Raw genomic sequence first — 20,601 nt, 5'->3', positions numbered from 1 at the left:
AAAGTACTTATTTAGATTGAAGTACATTTTTACAACCATTAAAAAAATCACCACAACCGAACTTGGTGATTTTAAATAGTAGTCAAACGCACTTTGTTTGTAGTCATTGCAAATGGCAAAAAACGTTATTAGAATGTTTAAGAGATCTTGAAAGCAACCGAATTATCCTTGTGGTAAGCTAGTTTCGATGAATAACTAATATATCTTCGGGCTTTTGTAATAAAGCTGTAGGAAACGCCCCTTCTAATTTATCTTTAGTGCCTTCTCCCCATAATGCACCAAAGCTCATGATACCAGCCGCATTAGCCGCTAAAATATCAGTGGGCTGATCGCCAATATAAAGACAATCCTTTGGTTCAATCTGTAATTCATTTACAGCTTTTAATAAAGGCTCGGGGTTGGGCTTAGGCTTTTTACAATCATCTAGCCCTACAATCACATTGAAAAATGGATAGAGTTCTGTATGTAATAATTCTTGGACAATATATTTTTTATATTTGGACGATACAATGCCCATTGTCACCTGTCTATTCTTTAATTCCGTTAATACATCATAAATGCCGTTATATTTTTTTACATGATTGTTACACATTTCATAGTGTTTAAAAAAGGTCGCCAACACTTCATCTTTTTGATCATTAAACCATTCATCAATTATTCTAGTAATTGGTTTTCCAATCAAATAACTTTTTTCTTCTTCAGTAAGTTTTCTTTTTTTAAATAGTTCTAGGCTGCCACAGCATGCTTGAATGTAACAGCTTTCACTGTCATGCAGTGTTCCATCTAGATCAAACAAAATAGTTTGCATAATTCCCTCCTAAAACTCCAATAGCTTTAACTGTTTAAGAGCATATTCTGTAGTCATTGTAATGTTTTCTGGGATCTCATTTATTGAAAACCACTGCACATCCTCCAAAGCATGGGGCTCTCTATTTTGTACTTCCCCATTCGTAATACGAGCTGTGAAAGTAGGTGCAACATAATGTACATCTTCTGATTGAATAATATGATTGGTCACACATACCAATTGTGTAATTTCAATTTCCACACCAAGCTCTTCCTTAATCTCACGCATGATCGCATTTTCTATTGTTTCCATGTAGTCCACCTTGCCACCAGGTAAGCTCCAGCAGCCAGCTTCTGGTGCTTTTTTACGTAAAACAAGTAACACTTTGTTCGCCTCATCTAGGATAACTGCCCCCACGCCAACTTTTGGCAATTTTTGTTTTTCCATATACATGTCCTCCACTTATTTGATTCCCCCTTATCAAAGCCTATTATTAGTAAAATATTTGTAAGAGTAGCTATAAGATAAGATTACTTTCTAATTTCGAGATTATTTTTTATTATAAAGGGTAAAATATTTTATTTCTCTAAGTTAGATGATTACCTTCTCTCCTTTCTACTGCTTTACGTATTATAGAATATAGAAAGGAGGGATGTAAAAATGGGCTGTTCAGGTACAGGTTACGGCACGGGGTCCGCTTTTGCCCTAATTGTAGTATTATTTATTCTTTTGATTATCGTTGGCGCTACTTTCATGAGGTACTAAAAAAATGACACCGCCAATATCTCAATTGCTCATACTTTTCCTAGGGTAATAATAAAGTATCCCTTACCTTCTAAATGAATTACGAAGGGTCGCTTTCCTCCGGCGACCCTTTTTTACTTTGAACATAAGCTGTTCACTTTCGAGGGGAAAAATAGTGCTACTCGATACAAGTTCTTCGGGTTATAATGGATTCTATCATTCGTTCCCTAAATCCATTTCCTTTATAAATTTATAAAGATACATACAAAAACATGAAAGTCCAACCGATAGAATAATTCCGCCAGCTATGAAATTCGATAAAATGTATCCTTTCATCATTACTAGGAAACTATCTGTACCCATGCTTCCATCCATTTTTATAGTTAAATAGTCATTTGCTGAATCTAGCCCATTTTCAACACCGTTTATTATTAGTAAAAATCCGATTGCGGTTAGGACAATTGTAAACACTCCAAATCCATACTTTTTAAAATACTTCATCCTGTCATCCTTTCTCCCCTTCTTAAATTACCCTATTAGAGATGGATCCAACCAATAATATTTTATGAGGTTTGACCTTTTATGAGAGAAAAAATATTCGTATCATACGGAACACCGTTTTGATGCATATAGTTTTTTAATATTCCTTCTTTTTCAAAGCCTAATTTCGTTAATAACTTGTTTGAAGCTTCATTTTCAGTAAAAACAATAGCTCCAATACGCATTAAACCCATTTCTTGAAAGCCAAAAGATATGACTCTATTTACAGCTTCCTTTGCATACCCTTTCCCCCAGCTCTCAGGAAATAGTGCATAGCTGATGTCAGCTCTTTTATGCTCAGTAGACCATTCCTGAAAACCAATCGTACCAATAATTCCTTCTTGTTCTTTTAAAGCAATTCCCCATTTAATACCGCGTTTTTCATGATAATTATTTGAAAAATTATGAATGATTTCTTTAACCTGCTCTAAACTTGTTAATGGATTCTGCCCATAATGGCGTAATACATCAGCATTAGAAAAGCAATTTAAAACATCTTGGGCGTCCAGTTCAGTAAGTTCTCTTAACACTAACCGTTCAGTTTCTAAAATAGGAAACATTTACTCCACTCCATTTCCAAATAAGGTATTATTTAATTCTATCTAATAAAAAGAGAAATGCATAACTAATTTTTTATTACTATGTTTTTCCAACAAATTCTGTAAAAATAATAACTTGCCGTGGACAATCCTACACTTAATAGCTCTTACTAGATGAATTATGAAATGGTCTCTCACAAATCAGTTTCTTATAATGCTATCTTCAACTCGTAGCGCTGAAATAATTTATTATACTTCGGCATTCATCCCACCATACATAAGGTAATTGGCCCTGAGTTTATTACTCTTTACAACATAGTATAAAGAAAAAAAGGAAGTATCATTTGTTTGTAGCTGTAATTTTAATCGCACAGCATTGTCCCTATTTGATTGCACCGTATTCTCTATTTCAGCAATAATGCAGATCGCCGCTGTAGCTTATCAGCCCTTAATTGTGGCGCTTGCTTATATGGGCCTAGAGGAAGTGGGTAATCCCATTCAAGCGTAAGTCATAATTTCAAAATAATCTAAAAGACAAACTATGTAGAAATGGACGCCGTTTTATGGGAACCAATATTTTAAAATAACAGCAGAAAGTTGCCATTAGTCCCTTCTTTCCCAGTGCCCAAAGCTGTATATTTCTTTTCTTCAAATAATCCTGCTATAAATTTTTATAAGGAGGGGATTGTTTTGAGTTATCCATCTTATGGAGTAAATTCACCAGGTTCAAATTTTGCCTTTGCTATTGTTTTATTCATTCTATTGATTATTGCTGGTCTTGGCTTGTTTTATTTATTAAGAACTTTAGTATGGACCAGTGCGTAGTGTTACCAATTATCACTAATACTCAAAATAAAGTGTGTTGGATACTACTTAAACATTTTTAAAGGCTTCTTAAAATTATGAATGGGCTAACGAACTATTGTTTGGCTCTATTCTAGGGCTTGCGTGTATGAACGGAAGTCCTTTTTCAATGCCTTTTCTTTTAAACCAAAATCATGATTGTCTTTTTTTAAATATTGAAAAATCACATAATTGGTATAGTGATATCTTAGGGTACCAGCAAATGGTGAGATATTTTTGGGTCATTTATATAGTGTCTATGAATGGAACCAGAATTGTGTTGGATAGTTGGATTTTATCAACTGTTTCATTTCAAAGACCCTGATGGGACCTTAATAGTTTGCAAATGTTAAACTTGTTACATTGAATTAGGCGTTTTGTACACTTCTTTTATCTTTTCAATTATTATTTTCCTATACATCCCTTTTAGCATGATTGGACTATCTTCTTTTACTACTATATTTTCAGGTGATATTTCTTCAAAGCTTCGGCCAATGTCAGTTCCTAATATGCTTATAATGGGTCTTAGTAGCATTTTGGGCATGGACAGTTTTTTGTATTTAGGGACAAATTTATCAAAAACAATTATTTTCCCTTCTTGTTTTAAAACCCTTGTCATCTCTTGAAAACATTTAGTTGCATCAGGTACTACCGAAAGGATTAAACTAGCTATGATATAGTCAAACGATTCATTTTCAAATTCAAGATTTTGAGCATCCATTTCTAAGAATGTTATTGTTGAATTTTCGAACTTCTTTTTTGCTATTCCGAGCATATCAGGTGAATAATCAATTGCCGTTATATTTAGGTTAGCGTGATTTATTAGCTCTAAATCAGCTCCTGTTCCTACACCGACAAACAGGATCTTTTGTTGATTATTGAATGGTATGGATTGAAATATTTGTTTTCGAGCATTTAAAAATTTCCCTGAATTAAAGAACTTATCGTAAATCGGAGAACCAATCTTATAGATAAATTTATTCCAAGAATTATTCAAACGTCTTCACTCCTACTACAATAGTTATTCCTCTAAATCCTATAATACATCCAATCATTTTCCTTTTGTAAAAAAATCACCTATTCAATAAACCTTTGACGATGAGTTAAAAAACCGATTACAATGAGTACGAGACTTTTCTTTATTTCTTGAAAACTCCTCCATTGTAGGATTAAACTTTTTCAGGACACCACTTCATGATAAGCCCAGCATGTGTTAGGCCACCACCAAACCCATAGATTAATAAAGTATCCCCACTAAAAATACATCAATTTTCATCATCTAGTTCCAGTACCTGGTACTAATCACAAGAAAAATTAAAAATTTATTACTTTAATTTCAAACTCAATCAAGTCGCTTCTTGGTAAATAAAAAAGGCATCAAGAAACCCTTGATACCTTTTTTAGTCTGTTTTTTTATCCACGACCAGCTTGGAATTCAGGATATAATGTCATCCCGCCATCCGCAAATAGCGTAATGCCAGTTACATAACTTGCCTGTGAGGAAGCAAGCCAAACTGCGACTGCAGCAATTTCTTCTGGCTTTCCGATATATCCCATCGGAACCATGCTTTCCACATCTGCACGTTTTGCTGGATCTGCAAATTTTTCTGCATTTATAGGTGTATTGATCGCTCCAGGTCCGATGTTATTGACACGAATTCCCTTTGGAGCATATTCTAACGCTAACGTTTCAGTCATCAATTTAATGCCGCCTTTACTAGCGGCGTAATGCACGAATAATGGCCAAGGAATTTTCTCATGAACACTGGACATATTAATAACAGTACCTTTAATATCGTTCTCCACGAAGTATTTAATCGCTTCTCGACTTCCTAAAAATGCACCCGTTAAATTTGTATTGATGACTCTATTCCAGTCGCTTAACGGCATTTCATGGGATGCTACCGGATTTTCTATACCCGCATTATTAATCATTACATCGAGGGTTCCAAACTCTTTTATAGCGGTTTGAACAAGATTTATGACATCCGCTTCAACTGTAACATCACCTTTTACAGCAATGGCCTCTCCACCGGCTTTTTTAACCTCTTCAACGATAGCATTTACATCCGCTTCATTTGAACGGTAGTTAATAACTACTTTCGCTTTTTCTGCTGCAAAGCGAATGCCCATTGCTTTACCTAGTCCCGTTGCAGCACCTGTAATCACAACAACTTTTCCTTCTAAATCTGGATACATACAAGGCCCTCCCTTTTATCTTTTTGCTATTCCTAACATAATTCCAGCAGCGACTATAAAAACAATCCCTATAATAATGGCGATAAGTTGCCGCTTTGTTTTTTTCTCACCTAATATAAAAATTCCGCCTAGTGTAGCAATAACAATCCCCATTTGGGAAAGAGAAAAACTTGTTGCGACTCCTACACGTGGCTGAGAGATAAATAAAAACATATTTCCGGCTGCCCAGATTAAACCTGGGATTATATTACGAAAAGCATATTTGTTAAATGGTTTATGTTTAAATGTTAATAAAACTCCACCAATTACCATCCCGATAGCTTGCGGTAATAAAGCAGACCATCCACTTACATTAAATAAGCGTATTATGACCACATATACTAAATATCCGAAAGTTGAAACAAGTAAAATTAAAATTCCTTTTTTCAAATTGCTACCGTGTTCTTCTTTTTTCTCTTCTGGATTTGGAAGAGATGTAAGAACGATACCAACAATAATACTTATAAGTGCAAGAACTCCTAATATAACCGACATGGTTGTCGACCATTCATGGAACACAATTACACCAAATAAAGTGGTTGATACTAATTGTAGCCCTGTTGAAATAGGCATTGTTTTAGAAACACCAATTAAATCAATACTTTTCAATTGGTTTACTTGTCCTAAAGCCCAAAAGAGTCCTGATACAATGCCGACACCAAACACTATAAGAGATAACTCAGGCTTTACAAAAAAGTAAATACCTATAGAGAAAATAAGTGCACCAAACGTCGTCCCAAGTACTTGACTATAAGGTCCGCCACCTAGCTTGACGTTAAATAATACAATACTTCCCCAAAAGAGAGCTGGTAATATTGCTAAGATAATGTCCATTCTTTAAATTATTCACCTCTCTAATTGCTTTATTTGATTTAACAAAACATCTATAATATTCTTCTATGATGCGCGAAGAGGAATTTTTTATACTGTAAATTAGAACATCTTTTAAGTGGTTTAATTTGTTATGTAAAACTCTCACTTTTGTCACACAAAATAGACCAAGACGGCAATTAAGCTTCTTGGTCATAAAAAATCCCCTGTTTGCATGGTGGATTTTATAAAAATGTTTTCGTAAGGCTATCCACTATACAAAAAGTAGTTATCATCATAATAATATAATAAGCTAAATTTTAGCTTACACCGCCTTGAATTGTTACTGAGGGTCACTTTCAGACAGTGGCCCTTTATTCATTTCAATGATTTCCTAAAATTTCTAATAGCAAGGTTCTTTTTTGTTGGATAAATACCTCCTCAACTTTCTAAAATGATACATATTATAGGGATAGAAAGGAGGAATGCTTCATGGGATGGTTCAGTGGCAATTATAACAACAATTGTTGCTACGGAGGTTATAGCTATGGAGGTGGCAATAACGGTTCAGCATTTGTTCTAATTGTTGTTCTGTTCATTCTTTTAATAATTGTCGGCGCTACTTTCATAAGCTATTAAAGTCCTAAGTTTTTAAAGCTTTTCAATTCATTCAAGGTCACTTATACAGAGTGACCTTTTTTTACTCCCAAGCCTCTCTATATTCCCCAACTTTGATGGAAATTATTAATACAACAAGTATCCACTTAAATATTGTCGGCATTAGCTTCATTATGAATAAATAATACCCTTTAATAGAATCATTTCTTAAAACATTCATGAACAGTCATCACATTAGCATAACGGAAAGCACTTCATTGACTCTTATAAAGAAATTGTTCATGTATTTTTTATATTAGTAATAGCGTGGGTTCGGATTGTGCTGATGGTGGTGATGGTGGTGGTGCGGATGGCGATGATGTGTTGGATATGTTGTATGGGTTGGGTAGTAATGCATTGGGTAATAAGGATGGGTCGGGTAGTGATGGATTGGATGTGTTGTATGAGTCGGATAATAATGTGTTGGAGAAACCGGATAATATGGATGCCTTCCCCCATGTTGTCCTCCAAAAGTATCATGCCCGTAATCGTATCGCATAATTTTTCCTCCTTTCGATTTCGATATAGGTTATGCTATTTAAGGGTTAACAGTCTACGCAAATGCCTATAGGCTAGTTGAATCTCCTCCTCTTTACACCTACAAACAAAAGAACAATTACCACTCCAACTAATTTTTCTATGTACTTCCCCTTAAGCGCTGTCCACTTTTATGCGTAAAAAAACTACTCATATTAGAGTAGTCTACTATTTATAGTTGTATCTTCACATTTTCCTGCATCGTATTGATTTTACGTTGAATAATCCATTCTGCAACGAATAAATTGGGTACCCAACATAACCAAGCAATTATAGCGTAACTAAGATTAAAACGTTCAAATCCAAATAGGACTGTAAACAAAGGTAGCCAAATTCTTAAAGTTACAGCTGCAAAAGTTAAAGAATAATTTCTGATCATCCACTTTTGATGATCACGAATTTTTTTATGTTTAATGTTAGCAAGAGCTTGGATTGCTGTTATCATCCATAATAGAGCTAAGAAACCAAACCCCAACTGAGACACCAATCCCCCTGTGGCGTAATAGGCTAAATAAAGCCCTGAAACACTACCTAAAAAAATACCTAGCATATAAATTTTCCCCATCATCCGATGACGATTTATATTTTTTTCCCTAAACCTTGAAAACAGTGTAAAGGGACCAATTACTAAAGCTACTATTCCAAATACGATATGCGCATATAGCATTATGTACCAAAACGAACTCAATGTTGAATCTAACATAAGCTTCAATTTAACAAACCCTGCTTGATGTGCATCCATAAAAAAGTATTGAACTACGGAATATCCCGCTATTAAAATCGCTAAACAAATAAATACAAGCCAAGTTTTTTTATGCATCATTCTATCTCCTAAAATTTTATTTGATTTTTACAATTCCCCTTCTTTTAACATGTTTAATTTACGAAAAGTTTTTCTTTCCTGTTCATACTGTAACATTTATTTTCAACACCTCCCCCTTTCACCAAATAAGTGGTAAAAATCAGTGTGTAAGAGGTATTATCTTTTAAATGAAATGTATTCACCCAAAGTAACATAGCTTTACTCAACTAATTCAACAGTAAGTGTAGTAACTGTCATTGGCGCTGTAGGTTGGACTGTTCCATCATAGCCAACCTTTACCTTATCACCAACCTTAAATGTTTCTTCTGGATTTTTCGCTATATTTACATAAACAATTCCAGAAATCGCATCATTTTCAGCTTCAGTTACATACACAAAAGCCCCTCGATCGTCTATCACCTCTTCAATCACCCCAACAAAAGTTGCTTTAACTTCACTTTTACACATATACAATAAACTACAGCATATAAGAACTATAAATAGCAAAATAAATGCCTTTTTCAAAATGTTATCCCCCTAAATCTTAGAAGTGTCTTTTAGATTAATAATATCTTATTACAGGAGGATATTTCCATTCACTATTCAAATCCCATGTTTTTTCCTAGAAAAAGCCTGAGTTTTGTTAATCTTTAGCTGTCGCGGCACTAGAGGTTAACCCCGAACTTTGTCCTCACAGATAATGAAATTCCATATACAAAAAACCACCCAATTTAAACTGAGTGGCATACTGTAATAAATTTAAGTTTGTGTAATTCTGCGCGGTATTCTAAATCCTAAAGCTATAGCTGCACCTATACAGCTAGATAGACATCCTATGATCAAATAGATTGAAAGCGGTGATTCTCCAATTAGAACAGAAGCTACCCCTCCAATTACTGGGAACAAAGCTACCATGTACCCGCTTCTTGCGGCACCTATTCGTTCAACAAGCTTTAAATAAAATAGCCACGCTAGGAAAGATGCAATCAATGTTAAGTACAATAAAGCTGATATGTATGTTATTGATGTAGGAATAATGACGTTTTGCCCTTGTAACAAGACAATGATTGCCATTAAAATACTTCCCACAGTAAAACCAATAGCATTCGAATAAATAGGGTCAATCTTTACGTTGGCGTTTCTTGCAGAACTAACATCACCAATAGCTGTTAGAACTGTACCTAAAAGAGCAATCATAATGCCTTTTACAACAGCTAAGCTAGAAAAACTACTTAAAGAAGGATAAATGAGAACACAAACTCCAAACACTCCTAACACTCCTCCAAACAAAACACGAGGATGTAGTTGCTCTTTTAAGAAAATACGAAGTGCTAGCGGCGTCAGGATCACTTTTAATGAAAAGATTAATGTAACAATTGCTGCTGAGCTTAATATTGTTGCGTAGTATAAGCATAAGTAACTTAAAGCAAAGTTACAGACACCAAACACAATGATGAAAGGTATATCTTTACGTGTAGGCATCCCTTTTGGCTTAAGAAACAATACTAGTGCAATAAATAAAAATGCAGTAATAACTAGTCGATAGGTCAAGGATAATTCTAAGCTTACTGGCGTCCCTTGAATTTTCACTGCAATAAAATTAAGTCCCCATACGATTAAACAAAATACATACATTAGATTTGTCACGATATTTACTATACCTTCTGTCGTTCTAAATTAACGAAACTTCTAAACTAGGAAAGGATTCTCTCCGTTTGAAATTATCGCCTAATATATAGTATCATCGCATATTACGTTTGTAAAAAGGTTTTCTAATGATGGTTACGTTCTTTCAGACTTAATTCCTTTACTCCCCTATCAACGCTAGCAGGCTCGTTACATGCTTTTAGTAGCTTATTACCATTGCTTGTAACTAAAATCTACTCAACTATGTTATGATTCTTTAAAGATAAAATTTTCCATTTAAAAGAACAGAAATATGGCTACATAAAGGAGGAAATATGAATTATATAAAATCTTTACGCCGATATGTTGGAACAAGTCCTATTATTGCACCAGGCTCAGCGATCATTGTTTTAAATGAAAAAAATGAAATACTATTGCAATTACGTTCAGATACAGATGATTGGGGGCTTCCAGGCGGTGGAATGGAACTAGGAGATACTCTTATGAGTAAAACTGTCACTTTTGCGGTTAATACTAAATATGAAGATAGAATACAAGAAATTTTTACTTTTGAAGAATTAGGTATTGATGAGAATATGCACACTGAAGAAATTAAAAAGAAAATAGATGAAATTTTTGAGGCTTGGGTTACTTCTAGACTCAATATTTCCTACAGTATCATAATAGACAAGGATTAAATGATACCTAACAACCTTGACCGCATGGGTAGACAAAGGGCTGATATAGGTTCACGGCTTACGTCACATATTCGCTTCATACATATCAGAAGACCAAAAAGCTCCATCAAGTTTCCTTTTCGATGATTTTTAGTAAATAAAAATGCCCATTAGGCTCTGAGGTACTCAGTCACCTAATAGGCAATTAATATAAGAATTTAAGGGTTAGTCCCTTTGAACTTTATTCCAAACTATATACTCTTGATTAGACTACTCTTGGATAGCCGCTTCAAGTGCAACAACGATCATGTCGTTAAATGTAGTTTGGCGTTCTTCTGCTGATGTTACTTCACCAGTTAGAATGTGGTCACTTACTGTTAGGATAGAAAGTGCTTTACGGCCGTGTTTTGCTGCTAATGTGTAAAGTGCTGCTGATTCCATTTCTACAGCAAGTACGCCGTATTGAGCTAGTTTTTCATTTTGGTGCTCATCAGAATAGAACATATCTGCTGTGAAGATATTACCCACTTGTAAGTTTAAACCAGCTTCTTTACCTGCATTGTATGCTTTTAATAATAAATCAAAGTCAGAGATTGGCGCGAAGTCGATAGCGCTGCCCCAAATGATTTGGTTCATACGTGTATCAGATGTTGCTGCTTGCGCTAAAATTACGTCACGAACTTTTACATCTTTTTGAATTGCACCACAAGTACCCACGCGGATTAATTTTTGTACATCATATTCTTGCATTAATTCTGTAGCGTAAATCGAGATTGAAGGTACACCCATACCAGTACCTTGTACAGAAATACGTTTACCTTTATACGTACCTGTATAACCAAACATATTACGAACTTCGTTATAGCAAGTAACATCTTCTAAAAACGTTTCAGCGATGTACTTAGCACGTAATGGATCTCCTGGAAGTAAAATTGTATCAGCGATTTCGCCTTTTTTTGCATTAATATGAATACTCATACTGCAATCCCTCTTTTCTGTCAGTTATCACTATAAATAATACTTTGTTTCTCATCTTTTCGCAATGCTAGACGTCTAGCAACTCGAAATAAATTATATTGTTTAAACTTATATCATGCATGATCTACATATAATGCCCACAACTCATCAAATACTTCCGTTTTTAAGTTATCTGTGGCATATGATTCAATATAGGAAGAAAGCTCATCAAAGTCTGAGCTCTGCTTCGGAAAATTATGCTCATTGAACATTTCCTCCGCAAACCGTACCTTTGGATCTGACCAATCCCCACCTCTAAATGATAGTACATACAAATAAAAGCTCTTTTTCATACTAGAAATCCCCTCTTTACTTTCTGCTTTCCGCTAGTTTATCAAAAAATAACTTCACCGTCATAAAATTTATCTATTAATTATTCCCGTCTACTTTAAACCGAGGAACAATTTTCAAACGATGCTTGGTCCTTTATCACAAAAGATTACTATGAAATTTTTATCTAAGAAATGAAACAAATCAATTTTTATGTATACTTAAGAAACGACGACCACCATTATCTCAACTATGGTATGGAGAATTGCATTAACATTTGAATATAGTAATGCTGAAGCAAATGATTTTGTCCATGTGAATGGCATTATGCTGAACAATCCATAGTTTACGTAATCTTATTCTAGTATTTTATTATAATTCATCACTGGAGATCATAATATCTAAAGGAGAGGACAATGTACATTAATTTAAATCATTACTTTAAAAAATTAATGGTGTATATCCCTTAAGAAGAAATTCGCCCTCGAGATTTTCAGAGCGAGAAAAAATGGATTAGTTCAAACTATAAATTTGGAATGCCGGGTAAAAGGAAAAATTTAAAGGAAGTTTTTTGGCATGTTGAGATAAAGCCATTGTAAGAGTATGCCTAATTTTTTATCTGTAGCTTCGTTGGACCTTCCCGTCACTTTGTTTAAATAAATACTTTAAACCGAATCATTACTCCTATACTTTGGTGATTTAAGTTTTCTTAATGAGGTGGATTACATGTTTAAATCGTTAAAAATGCAATTTATTTTGTTATCAATTGCTTCAATTCTTTTTACGATCTATACTTACCTGAATATAAATAATCCTGATTTGCAGATTAGCAAACTAAGGGTAAATCTTTATTATTTTATAACAGTTTATAGTGCATTTGTCGCCGGACTTCATACACAAAAATATATTCAGTCGAAAAGAGAAAAATAAAGTAAATAAAAATATGAGCGTTACGATTTTATCATATTAGTAAGAAAAACGTCCTCAAGCGATGATGTTTTTGGTATTTTATACCATACCATACAAAAACTCCTAGCAAGGTACATTCTGCTAGGAGTTTTTATTATTTAAATAATGAAAGATATTTTTCATAGCCTTCTTTTTCTAAATCCTCTTTCGGTACAAAGCGAAGGGCAGCGGAGTTAATACAATAGCGTAAGCCTCCAAGTTCACGTGGTCCATCAGGAAAGACATGTCCTAGATGGGAATCAGCTTCGTTGCTTCGAACCTCTACGCGGCGCATTCCGTGAGAAGTATCGAAATGCTCTGTTACTTCTTCCTTTTCAATCGGCTTTGCGAACGCTGGCCAGCCACAGCCGGAATCGAATTTATCGAGTGAGCTAAATAACGGCTTCCCTGACACGATATCTACATAAATACCCTCTTCAAAGTGCTTATCAAATTCATTACGGAACGGTGGCTCTGTGCCATTTTCCTGTGTCACGTAATATTGCATGTCCGTTAACTCTTTTAAACGTTGTTCTTTATTCATTTTTCAGCCCCCCAGTGTTTCTCCTGAAACGCTTTGCGACCAGATCCTATAGCATAGCGCTCGTAGTGCATTGGATTTTTCTTATAATAATATTGGTGATACGTTTCTGCTGGGTAAAACAAACTTGCCGGTACAATTTTCACCGCGATAGGTTTATCAAATTTACCTGATGCTTGTAAATCTGCTTTGGAACGCTCAGCCAAACCACGTTGCTCCTCATTGTGGTAAAAAATTGCGGTTGTGTAGGACTCGCCACGATCATAAAATTGTCCTCCAGTGTCTGTTGGATCAATTAATGTCCAATATACCGCGAGTAATTGCTCATAAGAATAGTACTCGTCGTCATACACAATTTGAACCGCTTCAACATGCCCTGTTGTTTCCGAACAAACTTGTTCATATGTTGGATTGACAACATGTCCACCCGTATAACCAGAAATTACTGATTCAATGCCAGGTGTTTCGTCAAAAGGCTTCACCATACACCAAAAACAACCACCTGCAAATGTTGCAAATTGCTTTGCCATTCATCCCACTCCTTATTCTCCAGGAACAATAACTTCCAGTAAAATCTTATCCTTAGGCAAGTCTAATTCTTTTGCTTTAATCCGGGATCCTGAAGCAATGTTAATGCGGGATAAGTCAATATAAATTTCCGCCTTACTTGGATTTACTGAAATCCAAGATGGGAAATCCACTGTGTCCCGCATAATTTTCATAGTTGTCTCAGGCGGAATATTTAACAGTCCAACATTCATTCCCGTCTGTTTTAAAATAATATTCCCTTTGTCATCCACTATCGGATCGAAGTTCATAGAAATATCAATTTCAGTATAGAAAACCTTTAATGTGCTTTTTAATTGAATATCATCACCAATTGTAAAATCCAACGGTAAGGGTGATCCGGCATCTTTCAAATATTTCTTCGTTATAGATTCTAATTCCTTCGTTGTTGTTTGCACAACGAGTACATTTCCTTTTACTTCACTTTCACCTTTTGAACTCTCCGCTACATTTACACCTTCTATTGGTCTAGTTACTAAAAAGACGACGAGGAGGATTGCAAAAAGCACTGTGCCCGCAAAGGCAAAAAAAGCAAATTTCCATTTATTCATTTCGTCACTCCTCGAAGCCTATTTCCTTGTTGATCTTTTGTTCCATGTTACACTTCTCCATTGCTTTTAAAATTCGATAATTCATTTTTTCATAACCTTTTGCATTTGGATGGAAGAAATCAGTATGATAAACGAGCTCTTTATTTGAATCAAACAGGTCCTCCACTGAGACATAGCACGCATTTTGATCTTTTTTTGCTATGTCTTCAATGACTTTATTCCATTCCGTAATAATCGTATCAAATTCATTCGCTTCATTTGTCACAATTGAGAATGGATTATAAAAACCGATAAGTAATAATGGCACTGTTGGATTTTTCTCTCGTATGCCTTCAATAATTTTACTATAACGCTTTTTATATGCTTTTAATTCTTTATCAAAAGCATCCTTTTTCAAATTAAACAGATCGTGTTTGACAATCTTCATGACATCATTTCCACCCATTGTAATTGAAATGAGCTGTGCTTTTTGCAACTCTTCATCATAATGCCCTTTTTCCACTAATTTTAATAGCTGATCACTACGTCTTCCTCTTTTTCCTCGATTATCGACTTCAACATCGGAAATCGAGGGCCAAGCTATTAACGAATCTGCTAATCTTCCAACATAACCGTCTTTACTATACTCATCACCTACACCGGCTGTTAAAGAATCTCCGAGTGCTAAGTAATGTAGTTGCTTTGCGTTATTATCATCAATTTTCCGTAAATCCTCTGGTGATGGCTCAAAAAAATGTTCAAAAATTTGCGTCAATACATTCTTTGAGGTTTTTTCCTCATTTTCTGTTTGTTGCTCATCCTGTTTCATATCTTGCTCCGTCCCTGCGTGCTCCCCTTCTGGTTCTGCTTGCGGATTCGGTTCATCTATTGATATTGTACAACCACTAAGTACAAAGACGGTCAAACATGACAAAACTATCATTCGCCAAATGTTCATTTGACCACCTTCCATCATTTACTTACTTCTATTATAGAATAGTTCATGCTGCAATGAAAAGTGACTATACCTAAGTATTGAGTAAAAATATGGTTTAACATGCACTTTTCAACAATTACATGAAAAAAGCCACTACAATTATTTATGTAGTAGCTCTTATATATTATTCTGCAAAATAAATAAAACCAATTGCGCCTGGGCCAGTATGTGTCGAGATGATTGGTGAAGTAAAGGCAATTTCTACATCATTAAAACCTGTTCCTTCAATTAATTCTTTTAATGGTCCACCCATCGTTGTTAGACCCTCTGCGTGAGAAATCCCAACTGATTTTACTGTTTTTCCAGCAGTGTCTGCTTGGAATTGTTTAAATAAGTAGTTCACCACTTGTTTATGGCTGCGTACTTTAGATACAGGATTGTAAGCGCCACCTTCTAAGTTTGCAATTACTTTTATGTTTAGCAAAGATCCGATAAAACCTGTACCTTTCCCAATTCGTCCACCTTTAATAAGATTTTCAAGTGTATCAACAATCACATACAAATACGTATTTTCGCGCACTTTCTCAAGACGTTCAACAATTGCTTCAACTGTAGCACCTGCATCGCGCATTTTAATCGCTTCACGTATTTGAATAGCTAAACCGATGGCAATGAAACGTGAATCAATTACCGTAACATCAGAGTCCGTCATTTGCGCTGCCTGACGAGCTGACTCCACTGTTCCACTCATACCACCAGTCATATGAATAGAAATAATTCGATCTCCATCTTTACCTAGCTCGTCGTATAATTCTTTAAATTTCCCCGGGGCTGGCTGTGAGCTTTTTGGTAAATTTTTAGCATTTTTCATTAAACCTAAAAAAGGTTGTGGTTCTAAATCAACACCATCTATATAAGTTTTATCGTCAATTTGAATCGTTAAAGGCACAATATGTATACCATGCTGCGCTACTTCTTCTTTTGTTAAATCACAAGTTGAGTCCGTTACTATATGAATTCGTCCCACTTCGACACATCCTTTTACTTCATTAAAATTTATTATATAGACTAATGAATCATTATGTAAACATGACATTTGTCATCAGATTTCGCACGTATCAGTCCATTTTGTACGTGCTACCTTGGATACTATAGCGTTTTGTCGAATCCTTGTCTAACAATGTCCCTCAGGCATTTCAACATTTATATGACAGTTTTGATACTAAAAACATGACAAATGTAAATACCAGGATGAAAATTATTGGGGTATAGTAAAAGTATGCACGAAAGGAGTGTTCAATATGTTAGATTCTTTTGACTACAAAACATGGAAGGAAGAATTGTGGAATGCCATTACACACGGCATTGGATTTATCGCAAGTATTCCAGCATTAGTTGTTCTTATTTTAGCAGCTGTACAAACCGGAAGTGCGCTCCAAATTACAACGTTTACTATTTTTGGTGCCTCAGTGATTATCTTATTTTTAATGTCAACGCTGCTACATAGTATGCCAGAAAAATACAAGAACTTTTTCGCCATTCTTGACCATTCTTCCATTTACATTTTAATTGCAGGAACGTATACACCTTTTCTTTTAATAGCGGTAGGTGGCACACTAGGTATTACTTTATTATGTATTATTTGGTCACTTGCAATACTAGGCGTTATTTTTAAATGCTTTTTTATTAATCGATTCGAGAAGCTTTCATTAATTTTTTACATCGGTATGGGCTGGCTCATTATTTTTGCCATTAAGCCTGTCTATCTGTTCTTAGGTTTTAACGGTTTCGCCTTACTGTTAGCAGGTGGCCTTTTCTATACGATTGGAGCTATCTTTTACGCTTGGCGTTCACTTCCCTACAATCATACGATTTGGCATCTATTTGTGTTAGCTGGATGCGGTGCGATGTATGCTTGTGTTTATTTTTACTTATAAAAACTCAACAAAAAATCGCCCTACACATGCATAGGAGCGATTTTTTTGTTACAGGGTGTTACCTTTTAATTCCTCCGCTAATGCCTTTATTGCCCACATCATTTTTTGCTTATTTTCTTCATTATTCATGTTATTCCTTGCATGAAGGAGAACGGGTCTAATCGATTCTACTGAACGTCCAAATTCGTACATCCATTCATAGCGTGGCACCATCCAAGTATGAAAATGATGGGTCGTATCTTCATTATAAAAATAATAAACATACTCTATCCCCAAAACGTTCCTTTGAGCCTTTCTGATTTTTGATATAAGGTTTATATAATCCATTTTTTCCTCAGCGTTTAGCTCATCAAAACATGTAATATGGCGCTTAGAAGCCAAAATAATTAATCCTTTTATCGGATAAGCAACATCTTGATGGGCATGAAAATAATCAGTCTCAATGATTACTCCTCCATCCGCTTCAATGCGTCCACTTGTTATTGCACAGCTTAAACATTCAACTTCAACCGTTTCTCCGTTTGATAAGGTTATTTTTCTCACAGATGTTCCCCTTTTTTGATTAATCTTGGAATATTGATCGCTTAATTAACGCCAAATTACTTTTGATTTTCCCGTAGCTTATTCATTCGATTGCTCCACTCATTAACTCGTTCGATAATTTGCTGACGATTAGTTTCGTTTTCATCCATCTTCTGTTTATCTAATTTATTTCGAACATTTAAAACAAGATTTGCTTTATTTTCAATGAGTTCTGTTAATTTCTTAGATGTCTCTGGCGTAATCATTTTTTCTGCACTCATAATATTGAGCGCAGAGTAGAAACGGCTTTTTTCATTTATGCTGGCATAATAAATCTTATCGGCTAATCTTGTTCGGTCTTTCATCTCATCAAAGCTTTGCTCCCACTGTTTCAACAAGGAATTAGATTTACTTGCTACCTCCATAAACGAAGGGACCCATGTTTTTTTAATGGAGTTATTTAGATCGTCGATGGTTTTGGCTGATATATATTCACCATTTCCAGCAGCAGCTATTTCTTTCAATGAATTCTCCCCAGCTTGATCAACATTAAATCCGATAATGTTCACAGATCGATTCGCGTCTTCTTTGGCAAATGCCTTTGCTTCTGCAACTGGGTTACCACCACATGTCTCAGCTCCATCGCTAATAATATAGAGTGTGACATTATCTTTAGAATCTGTCATTTTCTCACGGGCAGCTTTAATTGCATTTGCGATTGGCGTCCATCCCCTAGCCTGAACCCCCTCAATTGCTTGAGTAAATTTTTCTGGATCAAATGACTGAAGGGGGTAGACTTCATCAATAGTAGTACAAGATAATTGTTTATCTTCATTGTTTTGAGTCCCTGCATGACCATAAACAATCAAAGAAACATCATGTGTGTTGCCTATCGTATTAGCGAATCGAGTCGCAGCAATTTTGGCAACGCTCATCTTTTGTTTGCCTTCCACATTTAACAGCATGCTTGAGCTTGCATCCAGAAGGATCAAGGCTTTGCCAGGGTCAACAAAATTTTGTTTTTCCTCCATTTCGCTTGGTTCAGGCAAATAAGGCTCATACCAATCTACCGTAAATCCTTTTAGTTCGGTAATGGTACGTTCATATGCATGACTGCCAATATAATACTGAAGAGCTTGGAAAATCACAGTAGAATCTTGAGTGATCTTAGTAACCTGTCTTAATTTTTCCGTCAATTCACCTTCATAAGCCCCAAGGCCAAAATTACCCCAACGTTGTTTTGTCTCCTCTTCGTAAGGAACGTCTTTTGTGAAAATTCCGCCAATTTGCTGGAGAAGTTCTTTCTCGGTCGTTGGAATAGTAAGATTTTCAATTATTTTGGATTCCTCATCAAACTCTAATTTTGCATCTACTACAGGTTCCTTTTCTACGTTGTCTTCAACCCTATTCGTTTCATTTGTTGTAATATCTTTGTTCGCATCTATTTGTTTTTCCTTTTTTTCATTGCTAGAGCAACCCCCTAGTAAAAGCAAAACAAACAGCCAGAAGAATATCCATTTCCTCATCATTTATCTACCTACCAATCTATTAGCTTTTTTTAAGTGTATCTAAAAAAAGTTGGGAAAGACGAGTTACTTAGGAAGCATTTTTAAGTGGCATTCTTGACCATCTTTCCTTTAGAAATAAACATGTTGTAAAGCCAATTTTTCCTATAAATATTCAGTCCTCAATATGTCTCTTTTACTGATTTTTGATAAAGAGTTATTTGAATCCATTAATGAACATCCTCAAAAATAAATTCTAAGATGATTGGAATATTGCCTGGCTATTCACGCTGGAGCTATCCGTTGTTTTAAATTAAACAAATATGTTTACATAATGCTTTATTAACACCAAAAAGCACGGTCCATTCATAACCGTGCTTCGTAGTACCTATTTTCTTTAGTCCTTACGTTCAAAAATCTGATATTGGAATGTGTAACCCTCTGGTGCAGTTTCTGGCTCCTCTGAGGTTACTTCTACAAAATTCTGCTCATACTCCGGGAAGTATGTATCCCCATTGAATGCATGATTGATTTTTGTAATATACAAGCGATCTGCAATATCCATGGATAAACGGAAAATTTGCTCGCCGCCAATAATCATAATTTCTGGGACATCCCCAGCAAGGGCGAGGGCTCCCTCCAAGCTTGTCACTACTTCAATCCCATCCGCATAGTAGCTTTCGTCACGAGTAATGACAATATTGCGTCGACCCGGAAGCGGTCTACCGATCGATTCGAACGTTTTACGTCCCATAATCATTGGCTTCCCCATCGTTTTATCCTTAAAATATTTTAAATCCCCAGGCAAATGCCATGGCATGCCATTTTCATAACCAATCACATTATTATTATCATGTGCCACAATTAAAGAAATCATCTTGTCCCTCCAAATACTATCGTCCATTATATTATAAACATAATTTTACTTTACAATCAGATTATTTCTGCATAGAAAATAAATTATTTTGTTTTCCGATATTAAATCCTAGTAATTTTATATGAATAGTTTATAATAGTGTGTACAAAG

At 35.2% G+C, this 20,601-nt stretch carries 25 protein-coding genes and 1 pseudogene; 5 read left to right on the top strand and 21 right to left on the bottom strand.

Annotation, left to right across the window (positions count from 1 at the left end; genetic code table 11):
* Positions 1-178 precede the first annotated feature (178 nt).
* Positions 179-808 (bottom strand): HAD family hydrolase, encoded by a 630-nt coding sequence (locus MOK21_RS03260; protein ID WP_249072541.1) that lies wholly within the window; start codon positions 806-808, stop codon positions 179-181.
* A gap of 9 nt (positions 809-817) precedes the next feature.
* Positions 818-1,234 (bottom strand): NUDIX domain-containing protein, encoded by a 417-nt coding sequence (locus MOK21_RS03255; RefSeq protein WP_249072540.1) that lies wholly within the window; start codon positions 1,232-1,234, stop codon positions 818-820.
* 213 nt (positions 1,235-1,447) lie between these two features.
* On the opposite strand from MOK21_RS03255, the gene MOK21_RS03250 reads away from it, so the two are divergent.
* Positions 1,448-1,552 carry a YjcZ family sporulation protein gene (locus MOK21_RS03250; protein WP_249072539.1) on the top strand — a complete coding sequence of 35 codons (105 nt, stop codon included), beginning with the start codon at positions 1,448-1,450 and terminating at the stop codon, positions 1,550-1,552.
* Between the two features lie 195 nt (positions 1,553-1,747).
* Here the strand turns inward: MOK21_RS03250 and MOK21_RS03245 are convergent, their stop codons facing one another.
* A complete protein-coding gene (locus MOK21_RS03245) occupies positions 1,748-2,032 on the bottom strand; it encodes a hypothetical protein (protein ID WP_249072538.1) in 285 nt (94 codons plus the stop codon).
* Between the two features lie 62 nt (positions 2,033-2,094).
* Positions 2,095-2,631, bottom strand: coding sequence for a GNAT family N-acetyltransferase (locus MOK21_RS03240; RefSeq protein WP_249072537.1), 537 nt, complete (start codon positions 2,629-2,631; stop codon positions 2,095-2,097).
* Positions 2,632-3,300: 669 nt separating this feature from the next.
* On the opposite strand from MOK21_RS03240, the gene MOK21_RS03235 reads away from it, so the two are divergent.
* Positions 3,301-3,435 carry a YjcZ family sporulation protein gene (locus tag MOK21_RS03235; RefSeq protein ID WP_249072536.1) on the top strand — a complete coding sequence of 45 codons (135 nt, stop codon included), beginning with the start codon at positions 3,301-3,303 and terminating at the stop codon, positions 3,433-3,435.
* Between the two features lie 376 nt (positions 3,436-3,811).
* Here MOK21_RS03235 and MOK21_RS03230 read toward each other — a convergent pair whose 3' ends face one another.
* From MOK21_RS03230 to MOK21_RS03220, 3 genes are all read right to left on the bottom strand, one after another.
* Positions 3,812-4,450: a class I SAM-dependent methyltransferase gene (locus tag MOK21_RS03230; protein ID WP_249072535.1), complete on the bottom strand. Its 639-nt coding sequence runs from the start codon at positions 4,448-4,450 to the stop codon at positions 3,812-3,814.
* 416 nt (positions 4,451-4,866) lie between these two features.
* Positions 4,867-5,652: a glucose 1-dehydrogenase gene (gdh, locus tag MOK21_RS03225; RefSeq protein ID WP_249072534.1), complete on the bottom strand. Its 786-nt coding sequence runs from the start codon at positions 5,650-5,652 to the stop codon at positions 4,867-4,869.
* 15 nt (positions 5,653-5,667) lie between these two features.
* Positions 5,668-6,525, bottom strand: a complete 858-nt coding sequence (locus tag MOK21_RS03220; RefSeq protein WP_249072533.1) for a RhaT/GlcU family sugar-proton symporter — start codon at positions 6,523-6,525, stop codon at positions 5,668-5,670.
* A 468-nt stretch (positions 6,526-6,993) separates the two neighbouring features.
* Between MOK21_RS03220 and MOK21_RS03215 the strand changes: the two genes are divergently transcribed.
* Positions 6,994-7,140: a YjcZ family sporulation protein gene (locus MOK21_RS03215; RefSeq protein ID WP_249072532.1), complete on the top strand. Its 147-nt coding sequence runs from the start codon at positions 6,994-6,996 to the stop codon at positions 7,138-7,140.
* Positions 7,141-7,414: 274 nt separating this feature from the next.
* On the opposite strand, the gene MOK21_RS03210 is transcribed toward MOK21_RS03215, so the two are convergent.
* The 4 genes from MOK21_RS03210 to MOK21_RS03195 all read right to left on the bottom strand — a co-directional run bounded on the left by MOK21_RS03210 (position 7,415) and on the right by MOK21_RS03195 (position 10,144).
* Complete coding sequence (locus MOK21_RS03210; protein WP_249072531.1) at positions 7,415-7,657, bottom strand: hypothetical protein; 243 nt, start codon at positions 7,655-7,657, stop codon at positions 7,415-7,417.
* Positions 7,658-7,867: 210 nt separating this feature from the next.
* Positions 7,868-8,515: a DUF2306 domain-containing protein gene (locus MOK21_RS03205; protein WP_249072530.1), complete on the bottom strand. Its 648-nt coding sequence runs from the start codon at positions 8,513-8,515 to the stop codon at positions 7,868-7,870.
* 201 nt (positions 8,516-8,716) lie between these two features.
* Entirely contained in the window at positions 8,717-9,022 is a 306-nt protein-coding gene (locus MOK21_RS03200; RefSeq protein ID WP_249072529.1) for a DUF4131 domain-containing protein, read from the bottom strand.
* 234 nt (positions 9,023-9,256) lie between these two features.
* Positions 9,257-10,144 (bottom strand): DMT family transporter, encoded by an 888-nt coding sequence (locus tag MOK21_RS03195; protein ID WP_249072528.1) that lies wholly within the window; start codon positions 10,142-10,144, stop codon positions 9,257-9,259.
* Between the two features lie 314 nt (positions 10,145-10,458).
* Here MOK21_RS03195 and MOK21_RS03190 point away from each other — a divergent pair.
* A pseudogene (locus MOK21_RS03190) lies at positions 10,459-10,623 on the top strand (NUDIX hydrolase); the annotation flags it as partial.
* A 447-nt stretch (positions 10,624-11,070) separates the two neighbouring features.
* Here MOK21_RS03190 and deoD read toward each other — a convergent pair.
* The 7 genes from deoD to MOK21_RS03155 form a co-directional block, all read right to left on the bottom strand.
* Positions 11,071-11,778, bottom strand: a complete 708-nt coding sequence (gene deoD, locus MOK21_RS03185; protein ID WP_132357991.1) for a purine-nucleoside phosphorylase — start codon at positions 11,776-11,778, stop codon at positions 11,071-11,073.
* A gap of 113 nt (positions 11,779-11,891) precedes the next feature.
* Positions 11,892-12,110 carry a YozE family protein gene (locus MOK21_RS03180; protein WP_249072527.1) on the bottom strand — a complete coding sequence of 73 codons (219 nt, stop codon included), beginning with the start codon at positions 12,108-12,110 and terminating at the stop codon, positions 11,892-11,894.
* Positions 12,111-13,150: 1,040 nt separating this feature from the next.
* A complete protein-coding gene (gene msrB / locus MOK21_RS03175) occupies positions 13,151-13,579 on the bottom strand; it encodes a peptide-methionine (R)-S-oxide reductase MsrB (RefSeq protein ID WP_249072526.1) in 429 nt (142 codons plus the stop codon).
* The gene (msrA, locus tag MOK21_RS03170) at positions 13,576-14,106 is read right to left on the bottom strand and encodes a peptide-methionine (S)-S-oxide reductase MsrA (protein ID WP_249072525.1); all 531 of its coding nucleotides are present in this window, start codon (positions 14,104-14,106) and stop codon (positions 13,576-13,578) included. Before msrA ends, msrB begins: the two co-directional genes overlap by 4 nt.
* 12 nt (positions 14,107-14,118) lie before the next feature.
* A complete protein-coding gene (locus MOK21_RS03165; RefSeq protein ID WP_249072524.1) occupies positions 14,119-14,694 on the bottom strand; it encodes a YpmS family protein in 576 nt (191 codons plus the stop codon).
* Between the two features lie 4 nt (positions 14,695-14,698).
* Entirely contained in the window at positions 14,699-15,631 is a 933-nt protein-coding gene (locus MOK21_RS03160) for a GDSL-type esterase/lipase family protein (RefSeq protein WP_249072523.1), read from the bottom strand.
* A 163-nt stretch (positions 15,632-15,794) separates the two neighbouring features.
* Entirely contained in the window at positions 15,795-16,637 is an 843-nt protein-coding gene (locus MOK21_RS03155; protein WP_249072522.1) for a DegV family protein, read from the bottom strand.
* A 274-nt stretch (positions 16,638-16,911) separates the two neighbouring features.
* Here MOK21_RS03155 and trhA point away from each other — a divergent pair, with 274 nt between their 5' ends.
* Positions 16,912-17,547 carry a PAQR family membrane homeostasis protein TrhA gene (trhA, locus tag MOK21_RS03150; protein WP_249072521.1) on the top strand — a complete coding sequence of 212 codons (636 nt, stop codon included), beginning with the start codon at positions 16,912-16,914 and terminating at the stop codon, positions 17,545-17,547.
* A 48-nt stretch (positions 17,548-17,595) separates the two neighbouring features.
* Here trhA and MOK21_RS03145 read toward each other — a convergent pair whose 3' ends face one another.
* The 3 genes from MOK21_RS03145 to MOK21_RS03135 all read right to left on the bottom strand — a co-directional run bounded on the left by MOK21_RS03145 (position 17,596) and on the right by MOK21_RS03135 (position 20,451).
* On the bottom strand, positions 17,596-18,090 hold the full coding sequence (locus MOK21_RS03145) for an HIT family protein (protein WP_249072520.1): 495 nt from the start codon (positions 18,088-18,090) through the stop codon (positions 17,596-17,598).
* Positions 18,091-18,146: 56 nt separating this feature from the next.
* On the bottom strand, positions 18,147-19,598 hold the full coding sequence (locus MOK21_RS03140; RefSeq protein ID WP_249072519.1) for a vWA domain-containing protein: 1,452 nt from the start codon (positions 19,596-19,598) through the stop codon (positions 18,147-18,149).
* Between the two features lie 373 nt (positions 19,599-19,971).
* Positions 19,972-20,451 (bottom strand): dihydrofolate reductase, encoded by a 480-nt coding sequence (locus MOK21_RS03135; RefSeq protein WP_249072518.1) that lies wholly within the window; start codon positions 20,449-20,451, stop codon positions 19,972-19,974.
* Between the last annotated feature and the right edge of the window lie 150 nt (positions 20,452-20,601).

This window comes from Lysinibacillus sp. BPa_S21 (genome assembly GCF_023337795.1).
Lineage (GTDB): Bacteria > Bacillota > Bacilli > Bacillales_A > Planococcaceae > Lysinibacillus.
Note: the sequence above shows the minus strand (reverse complement) of the source record. Positions and strands in the feature narration are given on the sequence as shown.